This is a genomic window from Martinezella sp. CNPSo 3957, assembly GCF_057784395.1.
Window position 1 is genome coordinate 1 of record NZ_JBXSOU010000009.1, and the last position, 23913, is coordinate 23913.

The 23913-nt window shown below is 60.4% G+C and carries 18 protein-coding genes and 2 pseudogenes; 6 read left to right on the forward strand and 14 right to left on the reverse strand.

The features are described 5' to 3' along the window. Nucleotides 1-308 precede the first annotated feature (308 nt). Nucleotides 309-1499 (reverse strand): SGNH/GDSL hydrolase family protein, encoded by a 1191-nt coding sequence (locus tag AC13QE_RS20385; protein ID WP_488485015.1) that lies wholly within the window; start codon nt 1497-1499, stop codon nt 309-311. A gap of 79 nt (nt 1500-1578) precedes the next feature. Beyond that, nucleotides 1579-2802, reverse strand: coding sequence for a lytic murein transglycosylase (locus AC13QE_RS20390; RefSeq protein ID WP_488485016.1), 1224 nt, complete (start codon nt 2800-2802; stop codon nt 1579-1581). 203 nt (nt 2803-3005) lie between these two features. On the opposite strand from AC13QE_RS20390, the gene galU reads away from it, so the two are divergent. Then, the gene (gene galU / locus AC13QE_RS20395) at nt 3006-3893 is read left to right on the forward strand and encodes a UTP--glucose-1-phosphate uridylyltransferase GalU (protein WP_132717526.1); all 888 of its coding nucleotides are present in this window, start codon (nt 3006-3008) and stop codon (nt 3891-3893) included. A 196-nt stretch (nt 3894-4089) separates the two neighbouring features. Here the strand turns inward: galU and AC13QE_RS20400 are convergent, their stop codons facing one another. Continuing rightward, nucleotides 4090-5607: an outer membrane beta-barrel protein gene (locus AC13QE_RS20400; protein WP_488485017.1), complete on the reverse strand. Its 1518-nt coding sequence runs from the start codon at nt 5605-5607 to the stop codon at nt 4090-4092. A 197-nt stretch (nt 5608-5804) separates the two neighbouring features. Between AC13QE_RS20400 and AC13QE_RS20405 the strand changes: the two genes are divergently transcribed. Continuing rightward, entirely contained in the window at nt 5805-6800 is a 996-nt protein-coding gene (locus AC13QE_RS20405) for a KpsF/GutQ family sugar-phosphate isomerase (protein WP_132717524.1), read from the forward strand. Here AC13QE_RS20405 and AC13QE_RS20410 read toward each other — a convergent pair whose 3' ends face one another. Both AC13QE_RS20410 and AC13QE_RS20415 read right to left on the reverse strand, forming a co-directional pair. After that, nucleotides 6801-7259, reverse strand: coding sequence for an NfeD family protein (locus AC13QE_RS20410; protein ID WP_488485018.1), 459 nt, complete (start codon nt 7257-7259; stop codon nt 6801-6803). A 1-nt stretch (nt 7260) separates the two neighbouring features. Beyond that, on the reverse strand, nt 7261-8277 hold the full coding sequence (locus tag AC13QE_RS20415) for an SPFH domain-containing protein (protein ID WP_488485019.1): 1017 nt from the start codon (nt 8275-8277) through the stop codon (nt 7261-7263). Between the two features lie 299 nt (nt 8278-8576). On the opposite strand from AC13QE_RS20415, the gene AC13QE_RS20420 reads away from it, so the two are divergent. Beyond that, nucleotides 8577-9485: a S1C family serine protease gene (locus AC13QE_RS20420; protein WP_488485020.1), complete on the forward strand. Its 909-nt coding sequence runs from the start codon at nt 8577-8579 to the stop codon at nt 9483-9485. Between the two features lie 34 nt (nt 9486-9519). On the opposite strand, the gene hemH is transcribed toward AC13QE_RS20420, so the two are convergent. The 9 genes from hemH to AC13QE_RS20465 form a co-directional block, all read right to left on the reverse strand. Continuing rightward, the gene (gene hemH / locus AC13QE_RS20425) at nt 9520-10554 is read right to left on the reverse strand and encodes a ferrochelatase (protein ID WP_488485021.1); all 1035 of its coding nucleotides are present in this window, start codon (nt 10552-10554) and stop codon (nt 9520-9522) included. Between the two features lie 96 nt (nt 10555-10650). After that, a complete protein-coding gene (locus AC13QE_RS20430) occupies nt 10651-12750 on the reverse strand; it encodes a 5'-nucleotidase C-terminal domain-containing protein (protein ID WP_488485022.1) in 2100 nt (699 codons plus the stop codon). Nucleotides 12751-12896: 146 nt separating this feature from the next. Continuing rightward, nucleotides 12897-13220 (reverse strand): hypothetical protein, encoded by a 324-nt coding sequence (locus AC13QE_RS20435; protein ID WP_132717519.1) that lies wholly within the window; start codon nt 13218-13220, stop codon nt 12897-12899. A 28-nt stretch (nt 13221-13248) separates the two neighbouring features. Continuing rightward, entirely contained in the window at nt 13249-13638 is a 390-nt protein-coding gene (gene omp10, locus AC13QE_RS20440; RefSeq protein ID WP_488485023.1) for an outer membrane lipoprotein Omp10, read from the reverse strand. Nucleotides 13639-13818: 180 nt separating this feature from the next. After that, on the reverse strand, nt 13819-15270 hold the full coding sequence (locus AC13QE_RS20445) for a homospermidine synthase (protein ID WP_488485024.1): 1452 nt from the start codon (nt 15268-15270) through the stop codon (nt 13819-13821). A gap of 266 nt (nt 15271-15536) precedes the next feature. Beyond that, nucleotides 15537-15821, reverse strand: a complete 285-nt coding sequence (locus AC13QE_RS20450) for a YciI family protein (RefSeq protein ID WP_488485025.1) — start codon at nt 15819-15821, stop codon at nt 15537-15539. Between the two features lie 4 nt (nt 15822-15825). After that, complete coding sequence (locus tag AC13QE_RS20455; protein WP_488485026.1) at nt 15826-16467, reverse strand: aminotransferase class IV family protein; 642 nt, start codon at nt 16465-16467, stop codon at nt 15826-15828. Then, nucleotides 16452-17612 carry an aminodeoxychorismate synthase component I gene (locus AC13QE_RS20460; RefSeq protein WP_488485027.1) on the reverse strand — a complete coding sequence of 387 codons (1161 nt, stop codon included), beginning with the start codon at nt 17610-17612 and terminating at the stop codon, nt 16452-16454. The genes AC13QE_RS20455 and AC13QE_RS20460 overlap by 16 nt, the downstream gene beginning before the upstream one ends. Nucleotides 17613-17879: 267 nt before the next feature. Next, complete coding sequence (locus AC13QE_RS20465; protein ID WP_488485028.1) at nt 17880-19724, reverse strand: M3 family oligoendopeptidase; 1845 nt, start codon at nt 19722-19724, stop codon at nt 17880-17882. A gap of 220 nt (nt 19725-19944) precedes the next feature. On the opposite strand from AC13QE_RS20465, the pseudogene AC13QE_RS20470 reads away from it, so the two are divergent. The 3 genes and pseudogenes from AC13QE_RS20470 to AC13QE_RS20480 form a co-directional block, all read left to right on the forward strand. Continuing rightward, nucleotides 19945-21196 (forward strand): annotated as a pseudogene (locus AC13QE_RS20470) (sigma-54-dependent transcriptional regulator); the annotation flags it as partial. A gap of 104 nt (nt 21197-21300) precedes the next feature. Then, a pseudogene (locus tag AC13QE_RS20475) lies at nt 21301-21513 on the forward strand (helix-turn-helix domain-containing protein); the annotation flags it as partial. Nucleotides 21514-21688: 175 nt separating this feature from the next. Continuing rightward, on the forward strand, nt 21689-23641 hold the full coding sequence (locus tag AC13QE_RS20480) for a peptidoglycan L,D-endopeptidase MepK (protein WP_488485029.1): 1953 nt from the start codon (nt 21689-21691) through the stop codon (nt 23639-23641). Nucleotides 23642-23913 lie beyond the last annotated feature (272 nt).

The following is a 23913-nucleotide window of genomic DNA, read 5'->3' on the forward strand; positions in this document are numbered from 1 at the left end:
AGCGTCGCGCAATTTAATGTCCCGCTCTTCCCAGTGAACGAGCGAATTGACGTTATAGATATTGAGCACGTGCCATTCTCCATGGGCAACGTTGATGTCTAGAGGTTGAGGGCTTTACGTCCAGCAGCCGCCGGACGCATCAACGCCTCCGGCCGTCACGACTGGACGCGGAGACCTCGGCCGGAGAAAGCGCGCAAAACCGCCGCCTGCAGGCAGGTGCGGTAACGATCGATCTGATCTGCGCTTTTGGTGCTCATGCAATTCTTCTATTGGCGAGGCGCGGCGTTGTCAAACCGCATCCGCGCCGCTTACCGCGCGACCGATCCAGGCAATCTGTAGTCGTCCACGCGGCCGACTGGCGCCGGGTCCATAAGGCCCTTCTCGACCAGAAGATCGCGGGGTGATGAAGTGGTTATGGCGGGGGCAGGGCTGTTGCCGAGAAGCTGCGAGCCGCCGTCGAGATCGGGATCGGAGAGGCTCATCGGCTGGGTGCGGGTGATCTTTTCCGGCTCCGCGCCCGGAAGATTGGCCTGTTGCGCCGGCAGCGGATTGCTGGTGTCCAGGCGCGTGATGTCGGGGCTTGCCTGATCACCCAGGATCCGGCGTGCGGATTTCTCCAGATAGAAGGCGACCTTGCGCTTGCCGGCTGCCGTCAGATTGACGCCGTCGGCCGTTCTCAGTCGAACCTGCTGACCGTTGATATCGGAACCGGTCACGATGAATTCGCCATTCTGGTCGGTAAATCCATCCCATATGTCGATGAACTCGCCGCCGACGCTGGTGGTCTGGCTTTGGTAGATCTGGTTGAGCTTGACCGCGCTGGCGGTCAACTGATCTGAGCCGAAAGAAGGTAGGCCAACCCAGAGCAGCGGAATATGGCGGCTCGTTACCAGTTTGGCGAATTGCTGCACGCGTTCTTCATAGGCGAGGAACCACGGGTCGGTTCCGTATTTTTCGTTCAGCCCGTCGCCGATCATCTGCTGGCGGTCGTTGGCACCGATCATGACGACGACCATGGCCGGTTTCAGCTGGTCGATCATCCCGGGCAATTGCTGCGGCCAATTGTAATAATCCTGCCGCACGAGACCGGAGGCGACGTTGCCGCGGGACTGGACGACGACGCCGGGGGAGGTAGAGAAGGCATCTTCCAGCCCGGTGGCCAGGCCGCTCGCCAGAAAATCGCCAACGACGAGGATGGTTTTGGCGTCAGAAAGCTTTTCGGCGGGCGGCGGCGTTTCCGGCTGCGCGACCGGCTGGCGCGGCGGCGGGGTCGGACGCTTTTTCGGCTGCACCTTGCGCCGTGGCGGCGGCTGCTCCATTGGCTGGTCCGGATAATCGGGCTCGCGGGTGCCGAACAGCATGTCGAACAGGTTCCGCCGCGGCCGCTCCTGCGCTTCGGCCATGTTCGGCAGGCAGCCAAGCGCGATGACGGCGGCGAGGAATGCCGTCAGAACAATCCTTAGAGTTGCCTTGGTCGCGCGCGTAGGGTGTTTCATCATCGCTTCTTTTCCGCTGACGAGTCCGGGTCGCACAAGGACGATTTCATCGTCCGGCGGTCCCGGATTCGCTCGAGGCGGCCTACTTACGCAATGCTTTCAGCAGGTTCATTGACGGCTCACCGTCCGCATCCATGCCCATGCGCTGCTGGACGGCTGATATGGCGGCCTTCGAGCCCGAGCCGAAATTGCCGTCGACCACGCCGTCATAATAGCCGAGTTCTTTCAGACGCGTCTGCAGCTCGAATTTCTGCTTGACGTCGAGCGTGCCGCTCGGACGGGGCCAGGATTGCTGCATGCCGCCATAGCCGGCAATCTGATCCGCGAGCAGGCCGACTGCCAAGGCGTAGCTGTCGGAGGCATTGTAGCGCTTGATGGTGAAGAAGTTTCCAGTCATCAGGAAGCCGGGGCCGCTCGATCCGCCGGGCATCTTCAGCTGCGCGCGGTCGGAGGTGCTGCGGAAACCCTTGCCGTTGGGACGCACGAAGCCGAGAGCCGCCCATTGTGCGATCGTGTGCGTCTTGCCGGCCTGGGCATTGCCGCCGGGTGGTACGACCACCTCGTAACCCCAGGTCCGGCCGGTATCCCAACCGTTCTTGGCGAGAAGATTGGCCGTCGTCGCCAGGGCGTCCGGAACGGAATTCCAGATATCGGCATGGCCGCTGCCATCGGCATCGACTGCATAGAGCAGGTAGCTTGTCGGGATGAACTGCGTATGGCCCATAGCGCCGGCCCAGGATCCGTTCAGGTCCTTGCGCGAGATGTCGCCCTTCTGCAGGATTTTCAGGGCGGCGATAAGCTGTTTCTTGGCATAATTCGCGCGCTTCGGATCGGCATAGGCAAGGGTCGCCAGCGCGCGGGGCACATAATGCAGCCGATCGTTCTTGGCGAGAACCTCGCCGTAATTCGACTCCATCGACCAGATGGCCAGTATGATATTGCGATCGACGCCGAAATGCTGTTCGAGCGTGCGCAGTGTGGATCCGTACTTAACCGCCATCTTGCGGCCAATATCGACCGTATAGGGATTGACACGGGAGTCGAGGTAATCCCAGATTTGGGACTTGAACTCCGGCTGGTACTGCGCCTTTTCAAGCACCGTGGGGTCCGGGTCGGTTACGCCGGCAAATGCATTGCGATAGGTCGATTGCGTGATGCCGCTCTTTGCGGCGGTAGCGTAGAAGCCCGCGATCCATTTCTGGAACCCAGGGTCAGCGCTGGCGTTAACGGGAAGGAATCCCGCAAAGGCGCCGAGCGCGAGCGCCAGAGCGAGACCACGAAGGGAGTGTTTGCGGTTTACGGTCATCTACAGCCTTGTCCATCAATCGTTGGATTTCGGTGCGGCGATGCGTGTGGCATCGGCCCATGCGTGACGCTAAACGAACGAAGTCAACAAATTCTTTACCATGGAAGCTTGCGTCAGTCATTATTTGCAAAACGGTAGCAAATCTAATCTACTGACCTTTAGAATGGCTTTGTGCCAACTGATTTAATGCCCAGGAGGTATGCGTGGGACAGCATAAGAAGGTTCGTAAGGCAGTATTTCCGGTCGCCGGACTAGGGACGCGGTTCTTGCCGGCGACCAAGGCGGTGCCGAAGGAAATGCTGACCGTCGTTGATAAGCCGGTGATCCAGTATGTCGTTGACGAGGCGATGGAAGCCGGCATCGAGCATTTCGTATTCGTCACCGGCCGCAGCAAGCACGTCATCGAAGATTATTTCGATATTCAGTTTGAGCTCGAGCAGACGCTGCGCCAGCGTAACAAGAATGCCGAACTGTCGCTGCTGAGCGGCCTGCTGCCGAAGGCCGGTACGGCAAGCTTCACGCGCCAGCAGGAGCCGCTCGGCCTCGGCCATGCCGTTTGGTGCGCCCGCGAGATCGTCGGCGACGAACCCTTTGCGCTGCTGCTGCCCGACATGGTCATGCGCGCCGAAAAGGGCTGCATGAAGGGCATGATCGAGCTTTACGAGCAGAGCGGCGGCAATGTCATCGCAGTCGAGGAATGCGCGCCCGATCAGGCTCATAAATACGGCATCGTCGGCGTCGGCGAGACGATTGGCAGCGGCTTCCGCATCACGGAAATGGTTGAAAAGCCGGCCAAGGGTACGGCTCCTTCCAACTTCTTCATCAACGGCCGCTACATCCTGCAGCCGGAAATTTTCCATATTCTGGAAAGCCAGGAGCGCGGCGCCGGCAACGAGATCCAGCTGACGGACGGCATGCTGAAGCTTGCCAAGACGCAGGATTTCGCCGGCTACCACTTCCGCGGCCAGACGTTCGACTGCGGTGCGAAGGACGGCTTCATCCTCGCAAACGTCGCCTTTGCCTTGGCGCGTGACGACATCCGCCCGACTATCGAGGATGAGTTCAAGGCGCTGATCGCGGCCCTGAAATAGAGCATGTCGCGCAAAAGTGTGCAGCGGTTTTGCGACAATGACATGCGCAAAATCAAACCTAAAGCGTGGGACGCGAATCTGAAAGATCGCGACGCGCCTTAGGCGCTCTAACTTTCGGACAATATGGTGAGGCCTGGCATATGCCGGGCCTCAATTCGTTTGAACGAAAGAATTATTCAAAGCGACGTGCGGGTTATCAACGCTTCGCGGTCAAACCGATGCCGGCCTGAAGCTGACGGGTGCTGTCGCCAACGTCCCTGGTCGTCAGCTGGTAGCCGACATTGCCGGTGAGATCGAGGTAACGGTTGATTCCCCAGGTCAGGCCGAAGGCGGCGTCATATTCGGTTTCATCGGCGGCGCTGCCATTGGAGGGGTAGTCGCGCCAGATCGTTCCGCCCGTCAGCTTGGCGGTGAGATCGTCGCGCAGCTGATGGGCCACGGTGCTGGTCAGTTGGTAAGCGGTGTAGCCGCTGAGACCGGCCGTGGTTGAAGGCTGGACCGTTGTCGAAAGGCCGACACTGATATCGGTGCCGCGCTGTGGCGACCAGGCGAGGCTGCCGTCGATCGTCGGCGAGTCGACCGAACTCAGGCGCGAATCGTCGAACTCCGTGTGCTGGTAGCCGAAGCCCAGCTCGCCCTTGAATTTTTCACCGAGATCGACTTCGACCCCGCCCTTGCCGCCATAGCTCTGGTTCGAGCGGGCATAACCGTTGCTGTCGCGCGTCTGGTCGTAGACGGCGCGCCCGAGATCCACTTCCATGAAGGGAATGATGGCGGGTGACAGCTCGTAACCGATGCGGCCGCGCCAGCTTCCGGCCGTCTGGTTACGGTCGCTGAGGGTAACCGTCGTCCCATCCGAAAGCACGGCGTTGGAATAGACGCTGCGTGTCAGCGCCACGGCCGTCGTGCCGCGCAGCAGGCCGAAATCGCGCTCCAGTGAGAGGCCAGCGGAATACTGGTTGACAGCGGACTGTTTCGAGGCGCCGGCGATCGCATTCGGATCGCTCGTGTCTTCGCGGTAGAATTGATAGCCGGCGGTGACATGTGCCGTCGTGTCGGCGGGAAGATCCAGGCGCAGGTCGGCATTAAGATTGACTGTCGGTTTCTCTTCGCCCGTGCCGCCGACGTTCCTCTGCCAGACGCCTTCGCCGGTGATGGTCAGCGCGTGGCGATCCCAATCCGATGTCAGGGTGCTGCGCAGGTCGGTCTGCAGGAAAGTGCGGTTGTTCTTGACGTCGCCGGTGCGATCCCGCTCGATATTGACCGACTGATTGATCGAGGGGCGCAGGGTAAAGGTGCCGAGCGGTATACCCTGGACGTCTGCGCGATCCGGATATTGGCGAGCCTTCAGACCGTCGACGGCAGATTCCCGCTGGTTCACGCGGCGCAGGTCGTTATCCAGCGTCGAGCCGGTGGTCGTGGGGTCGATACCGGTGAGGCGCAGCGGCGCGTTCAATGGCGCGTCGCTGGAGGTCGATGTCTGGTTTGCCGGTGCGGTTGCCTGGCTGTCGGCGGTGGGTGCGGCGCTCGGATCCGTCGAGGAAGCCGATGTCGGGGCAGGCAAGGTATCGTCGAGGTTCTGATCTGGCGGCAATGATTGCGCATGGATCGGCAGTGGAAGGGCAAATGCGATACCCCAGCCGAGCAGGGCGGAACTTGCCCATGCCGTCAGCCGGAGGGCACCATGACCCGCCTTGTCCTTGCCGATGCCCATGTTGTTTATATCTGACCCTGCTGGAAATGACCTAAATTCTTACCCAAGTGTAAAGGCGCATGGTTAACGGTTGGTTGCCAAGCGATGGCAACAAGAATGGGTTCGATAATATTTGTCGGGAAGACGTTGCAGGCTGTCGCATCGCCATAAGTCGATCTTTGGTGGACAGATTTGTCGAAAAGCGTTAGGCCTCGCTCATGAACAAGAGAGCTGTAAGACTCATCGAGAATGGTGCGATCGAATCCGCGATGCGAACGATCGAGACCGAGAGACGGGGCATGGAAGCGCTGGAACGCGCACTGACCAACGGTCTGGCCGAGCCTTTCAGCCGCGCGGTGGAAATCATAGGCGATATTTCCGGCCGTGTGGTGATCACCGGCGTCGGCAAGAGCGGCCATATCGGCAACAAGCTCGCCGCAAGCCTGGCGTCCACGGGTACGCCGGCATTCTTCGTGCACCCGGTCGAAGCCAATCACGGCGATCTCGGCATGATCACGCAGCATGATGTCATCATCGCCATATCGTGGGGCGGCGAGAGCGCCGAGCTGCGTGGCATCATCAGCTACTCACGCCGTTTCTCGATCCCCATGATTGCGATCACTGCCGGCGAGACTTCTACACTTGCGCGCGAATCGGATGTGGTGCTGCTGCTGCCCAAGGAGCAGGAGGCCTGCCCGCATGGGCTGGCGCCGACGACATCGACGCTGCTGCAGCTTGCCATCGGCGATGCGCTGACTGTCGCCTTGCTGGAGGCGCGCGGTTTTACGGCCGAAGATTTCCGTACCTTCCACCCGGGCGGCAAGCTCGGTGCCAGCCTCTCGCATGTGGCTGACATTATGCATAAAGGCGACAGTGTGCCGCTCGTCAAGCTTGGAACCGGCATGCCGGAAGCGGCGATGACGCTATCGAAGATGCGGTTCGGCTGCGTCGGCGTGGTCGATGATGACGGTTGCCTCTGCGGCATCGTCACCGATGGCGATATCGCCCGCAATCTCGGCACGAGCCTCGCCGAGATGCGGGTGGACGAGGTGATGACCCGCAATCCGAAGACGGTCAAGGAAACGACGCTGGCGACGAGCGCCATGGCCGTGCTCAATCGCCACAATATCTCGGCTCTGATCGTCGTAGACGATGCACGCCGGCCGATCGGCGTCGTACACTTCCACGATCTGCTGCGGATCGGCGTCGCCTGATCAGACCGGTTCGACCGTGAGCTCGCGGCCGTTGCTGGCGACCACCTTGACGCGGGTGCCGACAGGCAGGTCCGGTCCGCTGACGGTCCAATAGGTATCGTTCAAGCGAATGCGCCCGCGGCCTTCGGCGATCGGTTGCTCGAGGGTTGCCGTGCGCCCGACCAGGCTGGCTCCGCGCTGGTTCAGGAATGGTTCGTCGGTCACCTGGTTGTTGTTATAGAGATAGCGGCGGCCGATGAGAGTGACGATCACCGCCGTGGCGGCGAAGACCAGCCCTTGAACCTGCCAGACCCAGAAGCTGCTTTCCCAAAACAGAAGCGACAAGGCGCCGACGATGATCGCGGCGAGCCCGATCCATACCAGGAAGAAGCCGGGCAGGACGAGTTCGGCGGCGAGCAGCGCCAGGCCGGCGAGCCACCAGCTCCAGGGGCCGAGTTCGACGATGAGATTGTCGAACATGTCAGGTCTCCTTCGGCGGCAGCGGATTGATCGAGGGGGTCGTGCGCGCAGGACCAGAGCGCGGACGGGACGGTTGCGGTACGCCGTTGCCGTCGCCATTGTCGCCGAAGACTTCGCGGGCGATGGCGCCGATACCGCCGAGCGAGCCGATGATGGAGCTCGCCTCCACCGGCATGAGGACAATTTTCGAATTGCTGGCGGAGCCGATCGCGGTCAGGGCTTCGGTGTATTTCTGGGCAACGAAGTAGTTGATCGCCTGCACATTACCCTCGGCAATCGCTTCGGATACCACGCGGGTCGCCTTGGCTTCGGCCTCGGCCAGGCGCTCGCGCGCCTCGGCATTGCGAAATGCTGCTTCGCGCTGACCTTCGGCTTGTAGGACGGCCGCCTGCTTCGCGCCCTCGGCGCGGAGAATTTGCGCGTTGCGCAGACCTTCCGCCTCCAGGACCTGAGCGCGCTTTTCGCGTTCGGCCTTCATCTGCCGGCCCATGGCGTCAACCAGGTCTTTCGGCGGTTGAATGTCCTTGATTTCGACGCGTGTCACCTTGATGCCCCAGGGCTCTACCGCCTCATCGACCACGCGCAACAACCGTTCGTTGATGGCATCGCGATTGGACAAGAGCTCGTCCAGATCCATAGAGCCCATGACGGAGCGGATATTGGTCTTGGTGAGGTTGAGGATCGCGCTTTCGAGATTGGTGATCTGATAGGCGGCCTGCGCCGCATTCAGCACCTGGAAGAAAGCGACTGCATCGGCGGAGATACTGGCATTGTCCTTGGTGATGACCTCCTGGGTTGGAACGGCCAACACCTGCTCCATCACGTTCATCCGCATGCCGATCGTTTCGATGAAGGGCACGATCAGGTTGAGCCCCGGTTCCAGCGTCCGGATATAGCGACCGAAGCGCTGAACTGTATACCGATAGCCCTGAGGTACGGTCTTGATGCCTGCAAATAGCACCAGAATGACAAAGACCACCAAGGCAATCACAACGATGCTGAAACCACCCACTACCATCGAACTCCTCCATGGACGCGCCGCCTCAACAGGCTCGCGTCGCTTAAACCGCTGCGGTTCGGCGTCCCCCACTCGGGCGAGCTCATGAGACGGCAGCTCAATCAGATGTGGTGGGTTAGCATGTTCTCGGCAAGTGAGGAATGGGGATGGTCTCGGGCCTTTTGCTGCGGCATCGCTCAAGCAATCGTCGCACGGGTCTTGCGCCCGGCGATTGATATTCATACCTTATATGGAATTTCCGGCTCCGCTGCCTCGCAGCCTTTTCGGGCCAAGCCATCGCGCATCATCAGGGTGAAGCTATGAACTTAGATAGGACCTTGCGGTCGGTTGTGGCCGTGCACGCCTCAATTCCGGAAGACGCCTTTACTGCGGCAACGCTCGGCATCCGCAGGGAAGGCAGTGGTGTTGTCATCCGCGGTAACGGTCTGGTGCTGACGATCGGCTATCTGATTACCGAAGCGGAAGAGGTCTGGCTCACGACCAATAGCGGCCGGGTCGTTCCCGGCCATGCGCTCGCTTACGATCAGGAAACCGGATTCGGTCTCGTGCAGGCGCTCGGGCCTCTCGATGTGCCCGCACTGGAATTCGGCGATACCGACAAGGCAGAGATCGGCGATGAAGTCGTCGTCGCCGATGGGATCGGCCAGTTCGTCGAGGCGAAGATCGTCGCCAAGCAGGAATTCGCCGGTTATTGGGAATATCTGCTCGACGAGGCGATCTTCACGGCACCCGCCCATCCCTCCTGGGGCGGCGCGGCCGTTGTCGACGAGGACGGCAAGCTTCTCGGCATCGGCTCGCTGCATTTGCAGATGGCGACGGAAAAGGGCGACAGCGCCGATATCAACATGATCGTGCCGATCAACCTGCTTATGCCGATCCTGGACGATCTGGTCAAACGCGGTCGGGTCAACAAGCCGCCACGGCCCTGGCTCGGGGCCTTCTCGGCCGAAAGCAATGGCGAAGTCGTCGTCATGAGCGTTACCGAGGGCGGCCCGGCAGCCAAGGCTGGCTTGCGTCGCGGCGACGTCATTTCCGAAATCCGCGATGGCGAGGTCGATGGACTCGCCGATTTCTATCGCAAGGTCTGGGAGAGCGGCCCGGCTGGATCCGAGATCCCCATGCGCGTACTGCGCGACGGCCGTGAGGCCTGGCTGCGCGTCAAATCCGCCGACCGCGGCAGCTTCCTCAGAAAGCCGCAGCTCCAGTAGGATTGCGTCGCCGGGATCAATCCCGGCGATCTCGTCATGCCCAACCGAGCAGCTCCCGCCGCACCACCTTCTCCAGCACGTTCATGCCGTCTTCGCTGTCGTTGAGACAGGGAATGTGGGTGAATTTCTCGCCACCATTGTGGTGGAAGGATTCAGCCGCCTGCTCGGCGATCTCTTCCAGCGTCTCCAGGCAGTCGGAGACGAAACCCGGATTGAGGACGGCGATCCGCTTGGTGCCGTTTTTTGCAAGCTCTTCCACAGTCTTGTCCGTATAGGGCTGCAGCCATTCCTCAGGACCGAAGCGGGACTGGAACGTAACCATGAACTGATCTTCGGATAGGCCGAGCCTCTCGCGCAGCAGCCTGCCGGTCTTCTGACAGAAACAGTAATAGGGATCGCCGAGCTTGAAGTAGGACATGGGTATGCCGTGGAAGGATGCGATGATCTTTTCGGGCTGCCAGTCCAGTGTCGAGAGGTGCCGGGTGATCGAATTGGCGAGCGCCTCGATATAGGTCTCGTCGTCGTGATATTGCGGGACGGTGCGGATTGCCGGCTGCCAGCGCATCTTTTGGAGCTTCTCGAAGGCCTTGTCATTGACGGTTGCCGTCGTTGCCGCCGCATATTGTGGATAGAGTGGGAAGAGCACGATGCGCTCGCAGCCATCATCCTTCAATGCCTGGATGCGATCGGCGATCGAAGGCTGACCATAGCGCATGGCCCAATCGACCTTGACGTTGGGCAGGTCGCGTAGTCGCTCGGCCATCAGGTCTGACTGGTTGCGGGTATAGGTGCGCAGATAGCTCTCGTTCTTGTCTTTGTTCCAGATCGTCTCATAGGCCTTGCCGACCTTCTGCGGCCGGGTGTTGAGCACGATGCCGAATAGGATCGGGTACCATTTCCAGCGCGACCATTCGATGACGCGGCGGTCGGTCAGGAATTCGCGCAGGTAGCGGCGCATCGAGGAATAGTCTGTGCCGTCGGGGGTGCCAAGATTGATGAGCAGCACGCCGACCTTGCCGTATTTCACGCTGGGGTGACCGGGTGAAAGCGTGGTCGGGTCTGCTGTCATCGATTGAATTCCTCTCAAGATACGAAGCACTCCACATAAGAATAAAAGCCGGCCCGGGAAAGCCCGGACCGGCTGGAGTAAGCGAGACAAATCGTCTTACTTGGCGGGAATTTTCAACTTTTCACCGACCGACAGGTGGTGCGGCTTGATGTTGCGATTGGCGGCCACGAGTTTGTGCCACTGGCTGGCGCTGCCATAATAGGTCTTGGCGAGATCCCAGAGCGTGTCGCCGGCGACGACGACGTGGGTTGTCGGTGTCTTTGGCGGTTCGTTGCCCTTGGCTTCCGGCGCTGCCGTTGCTGGAGCTGTGGCCGTGGGTGCGGAGGCCGCCGGGGTTTCCGCCGCTGGAGCTGAGGTGGCGGGTGTCGAGGCTGCCGGATCCGATTTTGGCGGAGCGGACGGTGTCGCACTCGGGTTTGCCGGCATGGTGGTGCTTGGCGTTGTCACCGTGGGAGGTGAGGAGGCCGGAGGGGTGGTCGTGGATGAGGTGCCGCCGCCACCTGTGGCGGCCGCTGCCGGCTTCTGCTCCGGTGCTGTCTGCGTGGTATCGGCGGGCTTTGCGGGTTCCGGCTGCGCAGCCGACGCTGCCGCGGCTATCTGTGTTATGCGGCCGTCCGTGTAGGGCTTGTAGGGATTGTGCGCGCCAAGATAATCGGCGACCACCGATTCCAGGTTGGGGCCGAAGTCATAAGCATTCTTGCCATTCTTGGCGAAGACCGTATAGCCGTCGCCGCCGGCGCGCATGTAGTTGTTGCTGACGACGCCATAGGTCTTTTCGGGGTCGATCGGCTTGAATTCCGTGCCTTCCTGAACGTCGACGGACACCAGGCGGCTGCCTGCGGGCTTGGACTTGTCAAAGCTGTATTTGAGGCCGGCAACCTGCGGGAAGCGGCCCGCGCCGTCGTCGATCTGGCTGAGGCCGTTTTCGAGCGCCGCTTTCACGTCGGCTCCCGTGAGCTGGAAGGTCGCAACCGTGTTCTGGAAAGGCAGTACGGTCAGCACGTCGCCCATGCTGACGTCGCCGGCGCCGATCGAGGCGCGCAAGCCACCGCCGTTCTGGATGGCAATGGAGATCCCTTGCGCCTTGGTGCGGTCGAGCATCGCATCGGCGACGAGATTGCCCATCGAGCATTCCCGAACGCGGCAGACTTCACGCGCGCCTTCGATCGGCTCCTGCGAATTGCCGATGATCTTCTTGCGCAGTTCCTGGATCGGTTTTGCCATCTCCTGCACGCGTGCAAGGATCGTTGGATCGGGCTTGATGGAGGAATCGAGCAGGATCGGATCGCCTTTGGCGTCCTTGACGGCGCCATTGTCGTCGAAGGTGACGACGATGTCGCCGAGATATTTGCTGTAGGATGCGGCCTGTACGACAGGCACCTTATAGCCGGCCGGATTGTCGACCATCGTCGGATAGGGGCCTGCTGCCTTCGGATCGGTATTCGACAGGAGCGTATGCGAGTGGCCGCCGACGACGACGCTGACGCCGGCGATCTTGGCGATCTTCTCGACATCGCGCGGATAGCCGACATGAGTGAGCGCGATGATCTTGTTGACGCCTTGCGATTTCAGGGCATCGACTTCGGCGCTGATGGCGGCGGCATCGTCGGTGATCTTCACATGCGGGCCGGGAGAGGCAAGTTCCGGTGTTTCGGTCGTCACCGCACCAACGATGCCGATCTTCTGGCCGCCGATATCGAGCACGATGGACTTCTTGATGCGTTCGCCGAGCTTCGACTGGTCGTCGACCACCAGATTGGCCGTCACGACGGGGAACTGCGCCTTGTCGAGAAAAGCGGCAAGCGGGCCTTCGCCATCGTCGAACTCATGATTGCCGACCGTCATGGCATCGATCTTCATGTCATTGAGGAATTCGACTTCGGCAGCGCCCTTGTAGGTCGTGTAGAACAGCGAGCCCTGGAAGTTGTCGCCGGCATCGAGGACGAGGACGTTCTGGCCGGCAAGCGCGGCGCGGCGCTGGTCGATGATGGTCTTCAGCCGGGCTGCGCCGCCGAAGCACTCATTCTTGGCTTCTTCTTCTGCGGAGCACGTCGCGTCGAACTTGTTGATCGACTCCACGCGCGAATGGAAATCGTTGAAGTGCAGGATATTGAGCTGATAGTCCGCGAAGGCGGCGCTGGTGCTCAGCGCCAGCAGCGTGGCGGCCAAAAGACCCACTCCGAAGGGCTGCTTCATCTGTCTCTCCTGTTGGTCATTGCAATCCGGCCCGCCAATGCCCGAGGCGGTCCCCCATGCCGATGTTTCCATCCCGGCGGAGCGAGCGCAAGTAAAAGCTGTTGCCTTCATTCGGATTTTACAAAGAAGCGAAATGGCCCGCCGGATCAGGCGCAGGCTTCGACGGAGGCTGCACCATAGGATTCGCGCAGCGCCGCAGCGGCATTCCAGCCGGCAGCGCAGAAGACGAGCGCACAACAGAGGAAGGCGACAAGATGCAGGCGCCGATTCCGCCTCCGGTAAAGCAGGATAGCGCCGGCACCGTAGACGAGCAAAGCCGGTATGGCGAAGAGGAGGACGCTCGCTGGGCCGTCGCAATCAAGGGCGTCGATGCCCTGAGCCCGATAGCTGTTTACAGGGAGGACCGTCGCCATAATGGCGACGGGCAATGCCGCGACAAGTGCCAGATAAAGGATCAGCATGCCGCGCATGATGCCTTATCCGCCCATCGGGTCTCTATCAGCCCTGCCGATTGAGCGAGAAGTGTCCACCGGTTTCGGAGGTGCAATTGAGCTGGCTGGGATTGGCCAGGAAGCAATTCACCTTCGATGATGTGCGCTTGATGTTCGAATAGAGGTTGATCTGGATCACGCCGGATGGATCGGTCGTATAGGTTCCCGAGGCCATCTGCTGGTTCGTGCCATCAGTGGTATGCGTTTCGAATCGGCCGCCGTTGAAGGTCGAATTCAGGCCGTTCGAATCGGCCCAGCTTCCTTCCACCGAATTCATGCGCGGTTGGGAGCCACCCGGGTTCATCCCCATCGGCGGCGGTCTGGAGCCGCCGAAATCGACGCAGGCAGAGAGGGCCGTGGCGGCGGCAACGAGGGCAAGAACGGTTCTCATCTTCATAAATATCTCCCGCGAATGAAGGCGGTCTAAAGGCGTATCGGTTGCAAGGAAGATGCCGCGGCCATCGGGCTAAAGCAAGATGCCCCAGGCGATCTGCTTGATTTATCTGGCTTGCGTAACAAAAATGCCCGCACGACTTGTGCGGGCATTCGGGTCTGGCATCAAGCTGCCACTATACCCTCAGCGAACCAGAATGTTCCGGAACTGCCAGGGGTCCTTGGTGTCGATGTCTTCCGGGAAGAGGCCCGGACGGCCGTCGAGCGGGGTCCAGTCGGTGTAGTGACCTTCGACCGGGCCGAGATAGGGCAGCTGTACTTCGAGGCAGCGCTTGTAATCGATTTCGTCTGCTTCCACGATGCCGGCCTTCGGGTTTTCCAAAGCCCAAACCATGCCGGCGAGCACGGCTGATGTCACCTGCAGACCGGTGGCGTTCTGGTAGGGAGCGATGCGGCGCGTCTCTTCGAGAGACAGGCGCGAGCCGTACCAGTAGGCATTCTTGGCATGGCCGTAAAGCAGTACGCCGAGTTCGTCGATGCCGTCTTCCAGCTCGTCCTCGTCGAGAACGTGATGGACCGGCTGCGGCGTGCCGCCATTGCCGAACATCTCGTGCAGCGAGAGCACGGCGTCATTGGCCGGATGATAGGCGTAATGGCAGGTCGGGCGGAAAGTGACTTCGCCGTCCTTGTCGCGGACGGTGAAATAGTCGGCGATCGAGATCGACTCGTTATGGGTGACGAGGAAGCCGTATTGCGGGCCGGGGGTCGGGCACCACGTGCGCACACGGGTATTGGCGCCCGGCTGCTCCAGATAGATGGCGGCCTTGCAGCCCTTCTTGTGCTTCTTGGCGTTCTTCGGCATCCATTCTTCGTGGGTGCCCCAGCCGAGTTCGGCCGGCTGCAGACCTTCGGAAATGAAGCCTTCTACGGACCAGGTGTTCCAGAAGACGTTGAGCGGCTTCGGATGCTTGGTGCGCTGCGTGTCGCGCTCGGCGATGTGAACGCCCTTGACGCCGACCTTCTTCATCAGCTTTGCCCAGCCTTCGCGATCGTGCTGATCCGGCTCTTCGAACTTCAGGCCGATATCCTTGGCGAGATTGACGAGCGCCTGCTTGACGAACCAGGAGACCATGCCCGGATTGGCGCCGCAGGTGGAAACGGCCGTCGCGCCGCCCGGGTTCTTTTCCTTCTCCTTGCGCATGGTTTCGCGCAGCGCATAGTTGGTGCGGTCGGCGTTCTTCAGGCCCCTGTCGAAGTAGAAGCCAAGCCAGGGCTCGACGACGGTATCGATATAGAGCACATCGAGCTTGCGGCACAACTTGACCAGATCGAGCGAGCCGGTATCGACCGAGAGGTTGACGCAGAAGCCCTGACCGCCGCCTTCTGTGAGAAGCGGCTTCAGGAGGTCCTTGTAATTGTCCTTGGTGACATATTCCTGGATATGGCGGACGCCATGCTTTTCCAGGATCGCCAGGTGCTCGGCATCCATCTGCGGGTCAATGACGACCATCCGGCTCTTGTCGAATTTGAAATGGCGCTCGATCAGGGGCAGGGTGCCACGGCCAATGGAGCCAAAGCCGATCATTACGATCGGACCGGTAATTTCGGCATATACCGGATAGTTGTGTTTCGTCATTCTTTTCTCCTTCGAAGGGCGGGACGCCGTTCGGTTCACGAAATTCAATCAGAGTTTGCGCGAAAGCGCTGGCAGAGTTTGCGCGAAAACGCGAGGTGAGCGGCTCTAATCATAATTTGATGTCACAATAAAGAGCTGTTGAGGGTTAGCCGGGCAAAGTCAAGTGGAGGGCAACATACACGCCATATGCGACGAGTTTGTTGCCCTCAAGGTTGGTTTTCGCTGACATAAACGGAATGGGGCGGCAGGCAAGCGCCTCCCGCCGCTTAGGCCTTCAGGCCTTCCAACCCGTCGATGACGGTGGTGAAGGCGATTTCCTGGACTTCGTAAATGGCGACACCGTGGATCGTGAAGGGGTCGGCCGCGACATAGGCTTCAAGTTCCGTCCGCTCGCCACGGGCGAAGATGACGCCGCCTGTGCGCGGCACTTTGCGGCCGGAAGCGAGGAACCAGCCCTTGGCATAGCCCTCCTGCACCCAGGCCATATGCGGCTGCATGTGCTTGTCGGCTTCGTCATTGCCCTTCAGGTAGGTGAGCGAGAGAATGAACATGCAATCAATTCCACAGGAGTTGTGCGCGGATCAGGCCGCGCAGGGAGTTTCCGACATAAAGGGGGCGATCTTTCAGGTCGTCGAGCCGGATGCGGCCGACACGAGCCTTGCGCTGGCAGATGAGTTCGGTGCGCAGGACGCCGGCAAGCAGACCGGCTGATATCGGCGGGGTGCGGAGCAAGTCCGCGCTGTCTTCGAGGAAGACCGAGGTGATCGTCCCCTCGCAAACCTCATCCCTCTCATTGAGGAGCAGCACTTCGTCTGCCTCGTCTGGCCGATACTCCGCGCGCGCTGCTTCATAAACAGCGCGGCGAGTGGTCTTGACGCGCAGCAGCTTGTCGGCGGAATCGAGCCGGGTTGTGGCGATGCGCACGCGCCAGACGGTGTCGAGCAGCAGCGGGACAAATGGTGCCGTTGTCACTTCGGTCTGCCCTTCGCGGTCCAGCGTCAGCCGCACTCGCAACGGTGCGGCAGCGCCGGCGACCGCCTGTTCCAGTTTTCCAAGCACGTTCTTCGGGGCTGCAAAGCCTAAACGGCGGGCGGAACGCTGCAGCCGCGCAAGATGCAGGCGCAGGCGCACGAAACCAGTTTCCGGCTCGAAGCGCAGCGTCTCGATGAGGGAAAAATTCTCTACCGGTCGATCCATCTATCCCCCACGGCGAAGCGCGCCTTGAGGAGGCATTCTTCATATTCCGCTTCCGCCGTCGAATCGAAGACGATGCCCCCGCCGACATTGAACACCGCGCTGCCGTCTTCGAAAAGCGTGATCGTGCGGATCGCCACCGAAAAGCGCATGGCTCCACCAGGCGAGATCATGCCGATCGCGCCGCAATAGGCGTCGCGCGGGCCGTCTTCCAGTTCATGCAGGATTTCCATCGCCCGCATTTTCGGCGCACCGGTGATCGAGCCGCAGGGAAAAAGTGCGGTAAGGATATCGCGGATCGATATGCCCGGACGCAGCTTCGCCTGGACATGGCTGACCATCTGATGGAGCGTCGGATAGGTCTCGATCTCGAAGAGCTTCGGCACGTCAAGCGTGCCGACCTGGGTGATGCGCGAGATATCGTTGCGCAGGAGATCGACGATCATACGGTTTTCCGCCTGCGTCTTTTCGTCGGCAAGCATGGCCGCGATAATGCGCTCGTCCTCGGCAGCATTCGCGCCGCGCCTGGCTGTGCCCTTCATCGGATGCGTCTCGATCCAGCCATTTTCGTCCGTGCGGAAGAAAAGCTCCGGCGAGCGCGAGAGGATGATCGGACCGCCGAGATCGACGAGTGCGCCGTATTTCACCGGTTGCCGTTCGATCAGCGACCAGAAGGCGGCGCGGGGATCACCGTTCCATCGCGCATGGATCGGCATGGTAAGGTTTGCCTGATAGCAGTCGCCAAGGCGCAAATGCTGATGCAGCCTGTCGAAGCGCTCCTGATAGGTCTCGAAATTCCAGGCCGCTTTCGGCTCTGTCAGGAATTCCTGGTTTTCCACGCGCTGGGCCGGTTGGCAGAGCGGGTGGCCGGCCGCAGCTGGGCCGTCGAAAACGCCGAAGCAGAGCAGGGGCGTTTCCCTATTCTCCTCGGCGAAGGATGCGAGTTTTTCCTCGAAGAGATGGCCGGCCTCATAGGCGATGTAGCCCGCCAGCCATTTTCCCTGTCGCTTGGCCTCTTCCATCCGGTCCAGCGCATCGAAAAATTGCGCGCGCGTATGGGCGACGATGATCTCTGCCGGTTCGGCAAAGATCAACACCTGTCCTGTGCTGTCGTCCCTGAAGAGGACGTAGGGTATGGCGTCGGCCATGTGCGGGTGTCTATCGGGTCTTTGTTATTTCGATTGTCAGACACGTCCGTGATTGCCGCAACTTCCGTGCCCGGCCCCTCACCCCAACCCTCTCCCCGCCAATGCGGGGAGAGGGAGTTACCGCAGTCGCTACACCGTCGTTTGCGAAGAACGATGCGGTGAGTGCTGAACCAGTTCCCTCTCCCCGCAAGCGGGGAGAGGGCTAGGGTGAGGGCTATGCACAGAGCTGCAGCAATGGCAGACGTGCCTGTCCTGCTTCTCTTCAGCTCAGTTCTTATCTAACGCTTCCAACTCATCGATCAGCCCTTCGATCATCGACAGGCCCTTGCTCCAGAACGACGGATCGGTCGCGTCGAGGCCGAAAGGCTTCAAAAGTTCGGAATGATGCTTGGTGCCGCCGGCCTTCAGCAGCTCGAAATACTTGTCCTGGAATCCCTTTTCGGCGTTGCGGTAGACGGCATAGAGCGAATTCACCAGGCAGTCACCGAAGGCATAGGCATAGACGTAGAAGGGCGAATGGATGAAATGAGGGATATAGGCCCAATAGGTCTCATAGCCCTCGGAGATCTTGATCGCCGGGCCTAGGCTCTCTTCCTGCACGGAGAGCCACAGTTCGCCGATATTGTCCGATGTCAGTTCGCCATTCTTGCGGGCGGTGTGCACCTTGCGCTCGAATTCGTAGAAGGCGATCTGGCGCACGACTGTGTTGATCATGTCCTCGACCTTCTGGGCGAGCATGGCCTTGCGTTCGCGCTTGTCGGTAGTCTTGTCGAGGAGCGCGCGGAAGGTCAGCATCTCGCCGAAGACGGATGCGGTTTCCGCCAATGTCAGCGGCGTCTGGCACATCAGCGCCCCCTGGCCGCCGGCCAGCACCTGATGCACGCCGTGGCCGAGCTCATGCGCCAGCGTCATGACATCGCGCGGCTTGCCCATATAGTTGACGAGGACATAGGGATGGGCCGACGGCACAGTCGGATGCGCGAACGCACCAGGCGCCTTGCCCGGACGCACCGGCGCGTCGATCCATTCCTCATCGAAGAAGCGCTTGGCGATCGCAGCCATTTCGGGCGCGAAATTGCCGTAGGCGGAAAGAACCGTGTCCTTCGCATCGGTCCAGGGGATAAGCGCATTCGGCGTTTCCGGCAGCGGCGCATTGCGGTCCCAGAAGTTCATCTGCTCCATGCCGAGCCATTTGGCTTTCATCTTGTAATAACGATGCGACAGGCGCGGATAGGCGTCGCGCACGGCGGCTGCCAAGGCATCGACGACCTCGCGCTCGACGCGGTTAGCGAGATGCCTGCTATCGGCAATATCCTCGAAACCGCGCCAGCGGTCGGAAATTTCCTTATCCTTGGCGAGCGTATTGGTGATCAGCGTGAAGGTGCGCAGGTTAGCCTTGAAGGTTTCGGCAAGCGCCATGGCCGCCTTGCGACGCACTTCGGGGTCCTGCTCCTGCAGCATGTTCAAGGCCACTTCCAACGACTGCTTCTCGCCGTCGATCTCGAAGCGCAGTTCTGCCATCGTCTCGTCGAACAGTCGGTTGAGGGCGGCAGCGCTCGTCATCGACTTTTCGAGAAACAATTGTTCGAGCTTGTCGTCGAGCTGATGCGGCTTGTCCTTGCGCAGATCGACGATCCACGGGCGGTAGTGACCGGCGGTGGCGTCGTTCGCCATGCAGGCATTCATGACTGCGTCGTCGATGCGGTTCAATTCCAGCGGAAAGAACAGCAGGTGCGCGGCGTAGTCCGTCAGCTTTGCCTGGACGTCGCCATAGAGCTTGCCGTTGGCCGGATCGATGGTGTTGGAGAAATAGGTGAGCCCGGCATAGGAGCCGAGGCGGCCCATGATATCGTCAAGCGCCTCATACTCCTTGATGGCGGCGCCGATGCCGGCGTCGCCCGTTTTGGCGGCGGCTTCGGTCAGCTTGCCTTTCCACTTTTCCTCAAAGGCAATGGCCATCTTGCCGGCCCTTTCGATGTCTCCAAGAAATTCCGGCGAGGTCGCGGACGGATAGAGATCGCTGAGCTTCCAGGCGGGCAGCTCGCCAAGCGCCTGGCCGGCGGCCGAGCTTGCGGAGAAGTTAAGAGAGTGGCGGAGCGAGGTCGGGCTCATGGGCGAAATTTCCTCTGCTTTTATCTTTCGGATCGTCCGATCCATTCGTGTCTAGTGGGCTGGAAAGGCCACCGCAAGGCCTGATTTTCCAGCGCCGGCCGTTGATTCATAAGCGATTTTATATTCGTCATAATGATTAAAATGCGATGGTTTGGCAAAACTTCATGTTCAAGCCTTTCTGCGAATGTCCGCGTCAGGTTTCGCATGAAGTGAGGCACCAATGACCGTTTACAATAGCGCCAAGGGAGGCGCGCAGATTCTCGTTGTTGAGGATGATCCGATTCAACGCCGTCTGCTGAAGAATGCCATCGAGCGGCACGGACACGTTGCCCATTTGGCAGAAAATGGCCGTCTCGGCCTGGAGTTTCTGAAGCGTGGCCACGATCAGATTAATGTGATCGTGCTCGATCTCATGATGCCGGAAATGAACGGCATCGAGTTCCTGGGCGCTCTGAACGATATGGGCATCGACCTGCCCGTCATCGTGCAGACCGGGCAGGGCGGAATCGATACCGTGGTGCAGGCCATGCGCGCCGGCGCCTTCGATTTCGTCGTCAAGCCTGTGTCGCCGGAGCGTATCGCTGCGTCGATCGCCAACGCCCTGAAGCTCGACCAGCGCGAGGCGAAGGCCCGCGCCGGGCGCAAATCGCGCTCGAGCAGCATCTCCTTCGACGACATCGTCTCGGCAAGTCCGGCGATGATGCGCGTGATCGATCTCGCCCATCGGGCGGCGCAATCGAGCATTCCGGTGGTGCTGGAAGGCGAATCGGGCGTCGGCAAGGAACTGGTGGCTCGCGCCATCCAGGCCGCCAGCGATCGTGCCGGCAAGCCGTTCGTGATCGTCAATTGTGGTGCGATCCCGCACAATCTCGTCGAAAGCATCCTTTTCGGACACGAGAAGGGCGCATTCACGGGTGCGACCGAACGCCATGTCGGCAAATTCATGGAAGCCGATGGCGGCACGCTGTTCCTCGACGAAATCGGCGATCTGCCGCTGGAAGTCCAGGTCAAGCTTTTGCGCGCCGTGCAGCAGGGCGAAATCGAGACCGTCGGCGCGCGTGTCGCGCAGAAGGTCAATGTCCGGCTGATCTCGGCCACCAACAAGGATCTGATCGAAGAGGTCAAGGCAGGACGATTCCGCGAGGATCTTTACTATCGCCTCAATGTCTTCCCGATTACGATGCCGGCCCTGCGCCGCCGCAAGGAGGACATCCCGCATCTGGCGCGCGCTTTTGCCGACCGGTTTGCACTGGAGCAGAAGCTCGATCGCCCGCTTGGTATCAGCAATGATGCTCTAGCCTTGCTGACGGCCTATGACTGGCCGGGCAATATCCGCCAGCTCGAAAACGCGATCTTTCGCGCGGTCGTTCTGTCCGAAGGACCGGAATTGCTCGATACGGATTTTCCGCAGATCGCCGCGCAGCTGCCGGGTTATTTCGCCGTCGAGCATCCGACTTTGGTTGTGGATAATTCGCATGCCTCGTCGGCTGAACTTCTGGCGGCTGAAAGAAGCGAACGGATCCCTTACGGGGTTTCGCAGGCATCGCCTGCAACTCCTCCGCTTGCTTCTGCCGATGCTTCCGACAACGTCATCGTCAGCACGAACACCTTGGGCGACGTAAGAAAACTGGCGGATGTAGAGGAAGAATTGATCCGATTCGCCCTTAAATTCTATCGCGGGCAGATGAGTCAGGTGGCGAGAAAGCTCGGCATCGGGCGCTCAACTCTCTACCGTAAGTTGAAAGACTATGGCATCGACCCGGATGATCCGCAAAAAAGCGCGGCATGAGAAAAAGCTTAACGTTTAGGCAAGCATATTTTGTTACCCGTCGTAAAGCACTTGTTAGTGCATCGTTCACCATGTATGAAGGGGGCGACCATGTGTGGCATTTTTGCCATCGTGTCACCGCAATTGACAGCCATTTGGAACACGATGCGACATTGTCTGTCGGACGGGGATCGAATTGCCGAATTTGAGTGCAAATACCAAGCCTAATAGCTTGAGCTGGCATTCTGCGTGCTCTAACCTATTTAGCAAGGTGGCCAAGGTAGCAGCCGTTGGCCTCCTTGCTTTGGCCGTTTCTACTCCTGTTTTCGTCGGTACTCCCTCGCAGGCTGGTGGTGAAACCCGCAGCTTGAAGATCTATTATGTCCACACCGGCGAAAAGGCCGTCATTACCTACAAGCGTAATGGCAGGTTCGATCCGGACGGCTTGGAGAAGCTGAACCGCATCCTGCGCGACTGGCGCAAGAATCAGCCCACCAAGATGAACCCGCGCCTGTTCGATCTGATCTGGGAGGCCTACCGCGAAAGCGGTTCGCACGAATTCATCTATGTGATCTGCGGGTTCCGTTCGCCTGGCACCAACGAGATGCTGCGCACGCGCTCGGCCCACACCGGCGTTGCCAAGAAGAGCCAGCACATGCTCGGCAACGCGATGGATTTCTATCTTCCAGACGTCAAGCTTTCCAAGCTGCGCGAAATCGGCATGAAGTTGCAGGTCGGTGGCGTCGGCTATTATCCGACTTCGGGTTCGCCTTTCGTCCACATGGACGTCGGCGGCGTGCGTGCATGGCCGCGCATGGATCGCCAGGATCTCGTCCGCCTCTTCCCGGATGGCAAGACGATGCATATTCCGGCCGACGGCCGGCCGCTGCCGGGCTACCAGCAGGCAGTCGCCGATTACAAGCGCCGCATGTCGTCCGACGATATCCAGATCGCCAGCTCCTCTTCGTCGCGCCGCGGCTTCTTTGCCCGTCTGTTCGGAGGCGGTGGTGCGGATGAGGAAGAGGATAACGCGGATACCGGCACGGCGGCAGCACCGGTGGCTGTCGCTTCGGCTGCTCGCAAAGGCCAGCCCGCTCCAGCCGCCAGCGATGATGGTGACGATGGCTCCGCTCCAGCTCCGGCCCAGGTTCAGGTCGCCAGCGTAAACGCACCCGTTCCGCAGGTTCGCCCGGCATTCGGCAATCAGCCTGCCGGCAGCGATGTTGCTTCCGCTCTCGTTTCGCCGTCTCGCAACGCTGCTCAGGACGCGCTTGCCGCCGCCATGCCGGATACGGGAGATCAGCCGCAATATGCCGATCTTCGCTCCTATCACGTGCCGGTGCCGTCCTTGCTTGACCGCCGCTCACCCGGCGATGCCGAAGTGGCATCGGCCGAGGCTGACATGAAAGGCCAGTTGGCTGCCGTTCCGGTGCCGGCGCAGCGTCCGGAATTGGCCGAAAGCCTGCTGGCATCAGCCGATGCGGATCAGGAGGCTGCCGACGACCAAGCCGATGCAGGCGCACTTTCGCCTTCGGTCATTGCGGCTCTGGAGCAGAGCCGTCCAGATCGATCGGATGGCAACAATGCGGTTGCGATGACCCAACCGTCGAACAACGTCGCGTCTAAGGATCAGCTGCCCGCGGCAGACAATGGTCTGGCTGCCGGTAACGATGCAGCGCGGGCAATTGCCTCCGTCCTGCCGCAGCAGAGACCGACCCAGCAAATGCCAATGCAGGTGGCCGCACTCGCGCCGGTTCGCAGTGAGGTGAAGGCCAGCAGCCGTCGCTTCAACGACGGGTTCGAGCCGACAACGCCGCAGGAACGCCCGATTGCCGCTGGCATTGCGACCAAGGGCGGCCGGCCGAACAGGCAGGATGCCGTCGTGGCCGATTCGGGCCGTGCAACTGTGACAACTGCGCCGACGCTGACGGATAAAATGATCTCGCAATGGGCGATCGCAAAGGCTCGGGTCGAGATCGTGAACCGCCCGGTCAAGGCTCCGCGCTTCGTGAGTCCGACGCTTCGTGCCCAGCCGACTGCCGTTTACACGGATGGCTTCAAGGTGCAGACCGCGTCGATCGATCCCGAACGCTTCAGCGGAAGCGCAGTGAATTTCCTTCAGGTGAAGAAGTTCAATTCGGTCGAATAGACCAGACAAACCGTCATCGCTTCGGGAGCCCGTTTGGGCTCCCTTTTGATTCGGCAAGATGTCACCTCTTTGCGTTCGCAATCGGCTTCTTGCACTCTCAAGCCCCACACAAATCTGAGCTGACGCGTGGTCCTCGGGCATTGCTGTTGCGTGCGGGTGACATCGCGAAGGCTTTCAGGTTCGTGTCAGCATTTATGCATCCTTCCCCTCATTCGTCTTCAGTTTGGCTTCATTTGGCTCCGTTAGGTCGGCGATTTCAGACCTGATGGATA

Bases quoted from the DNA above. Each gene is read 5' to 3' on its own strand.
- AC13QE_RS20445 (WP_488485024.1), bottom strand. From the start codon at position 15,270: ATGACGAAACACAACTATCCGGTATATGCCGAAATTACCGGTCCGATC.
- AC13QE_RS20435 (WP_132717519.1), bottom strand. From the start codon at position 13,220: ATGCGCGGCATGCTGATCCTTTATCTGGCACTTGTCGCGGCATTGCCC.
- AC13QE_RS20410 (WP_488485018.1), bottom strand. From the start codon at position 7,259: ATGTTCGACAATCTCATCGTCGAACTCGGCCCCTGGAGCTGGTGGCTC.
- AC13QE_RS20405 (WP_132717524.1), top strand. From the start codon at position 5,805: ATGAACAAGAGAGCTGTAAGACTCATCGAGAATGGTGCGATCGAATCC.
- AC13QE_RS20415 (WP_488485019.1), bottom strand. From the start codon at position 8,277: ATGGTAGTGGGTGGTTTCAGCATCGTTGTGATTGCCTTGGTGGTCTTT.
- AC13QE_RS20385 (WP_488485015.1), bottom strand. From the start codon at position 1,499: ATGATGAAACACCCTACGCGCGCGACCAAGGCAACTCTAAGGATTGTT.
- AC13QE_RS20400 (WP_488485017.1), bottom strand. From the start codon at position 5,607: ATGGGCATCGGCAAGGACAAGGCGGGTCATGGTGCCCTCCGGCTGACG.
- AC13QE_RS20390 (WP_488485016.1), bottom strand. From the start codon at position 2,802: ATGACCGTAAACCGCAAACACTCCCTTCGTGGTCTCGCTCTGGCGCTC.
- AC13QE_RS20430 (WP_488485022.1), bottom strand. From the start codon at position 12,750: ATGAAGCAGCCCTTCGGAGTGGGTCTTTTGGCCGCCACGCTGCTGGCG.
- AC13QE_RS20450 (WP_488485025.1), bottom strand. From the start codon at position 15,821: ATGTTCATTCTCTCGCTCACCTACCTGAAGGGCAATGACGAAGCCGAC.
- hemH (WP_488485021.1), bottom strand. From the start codon at position 10,554: ATGACAGCAGACCCGACCACGCTTTCACCCGGTCACCCCAGCGTGAAA.
- AC13QE_RS20420 (WP_488485020.1), top strand. From the start codon at position 8,577: ATGAACTTAGATAGGACCTTGCGGTCGGTTGTGGCCGTGCACGCCTCA.
- AC13QE_RS20460 (WP_488485027.1), bottom strand. From the start codon at position 17,612: ATGGCCGACGCCATACCCTACGTCCTCTTCAGGGACGACAGCACAGGA.
- AC13QE_RS20465 (WP_488485028.1), bottom strand. From the start codon at position 19,724: ATGAGCCCGACCTCGCTCCGCCACTCTCTTAACTTCTCCGCAAGCTCG.
- omp10 (WP_488485023.1), bottom strand. From the start codon at position 13,638: ATGAAGATGAGAACCGTTCTTGCCCTCGTTGCCGCCGCCACGGCCCTC.
- AC13QE_RS20455 (WP_488485026.1), bottom strand. From the start codon at position 16,467: ATGGATCGACCGGTAGAGAATTTTTCCCTCATCGAGACGCTGCGCTTC.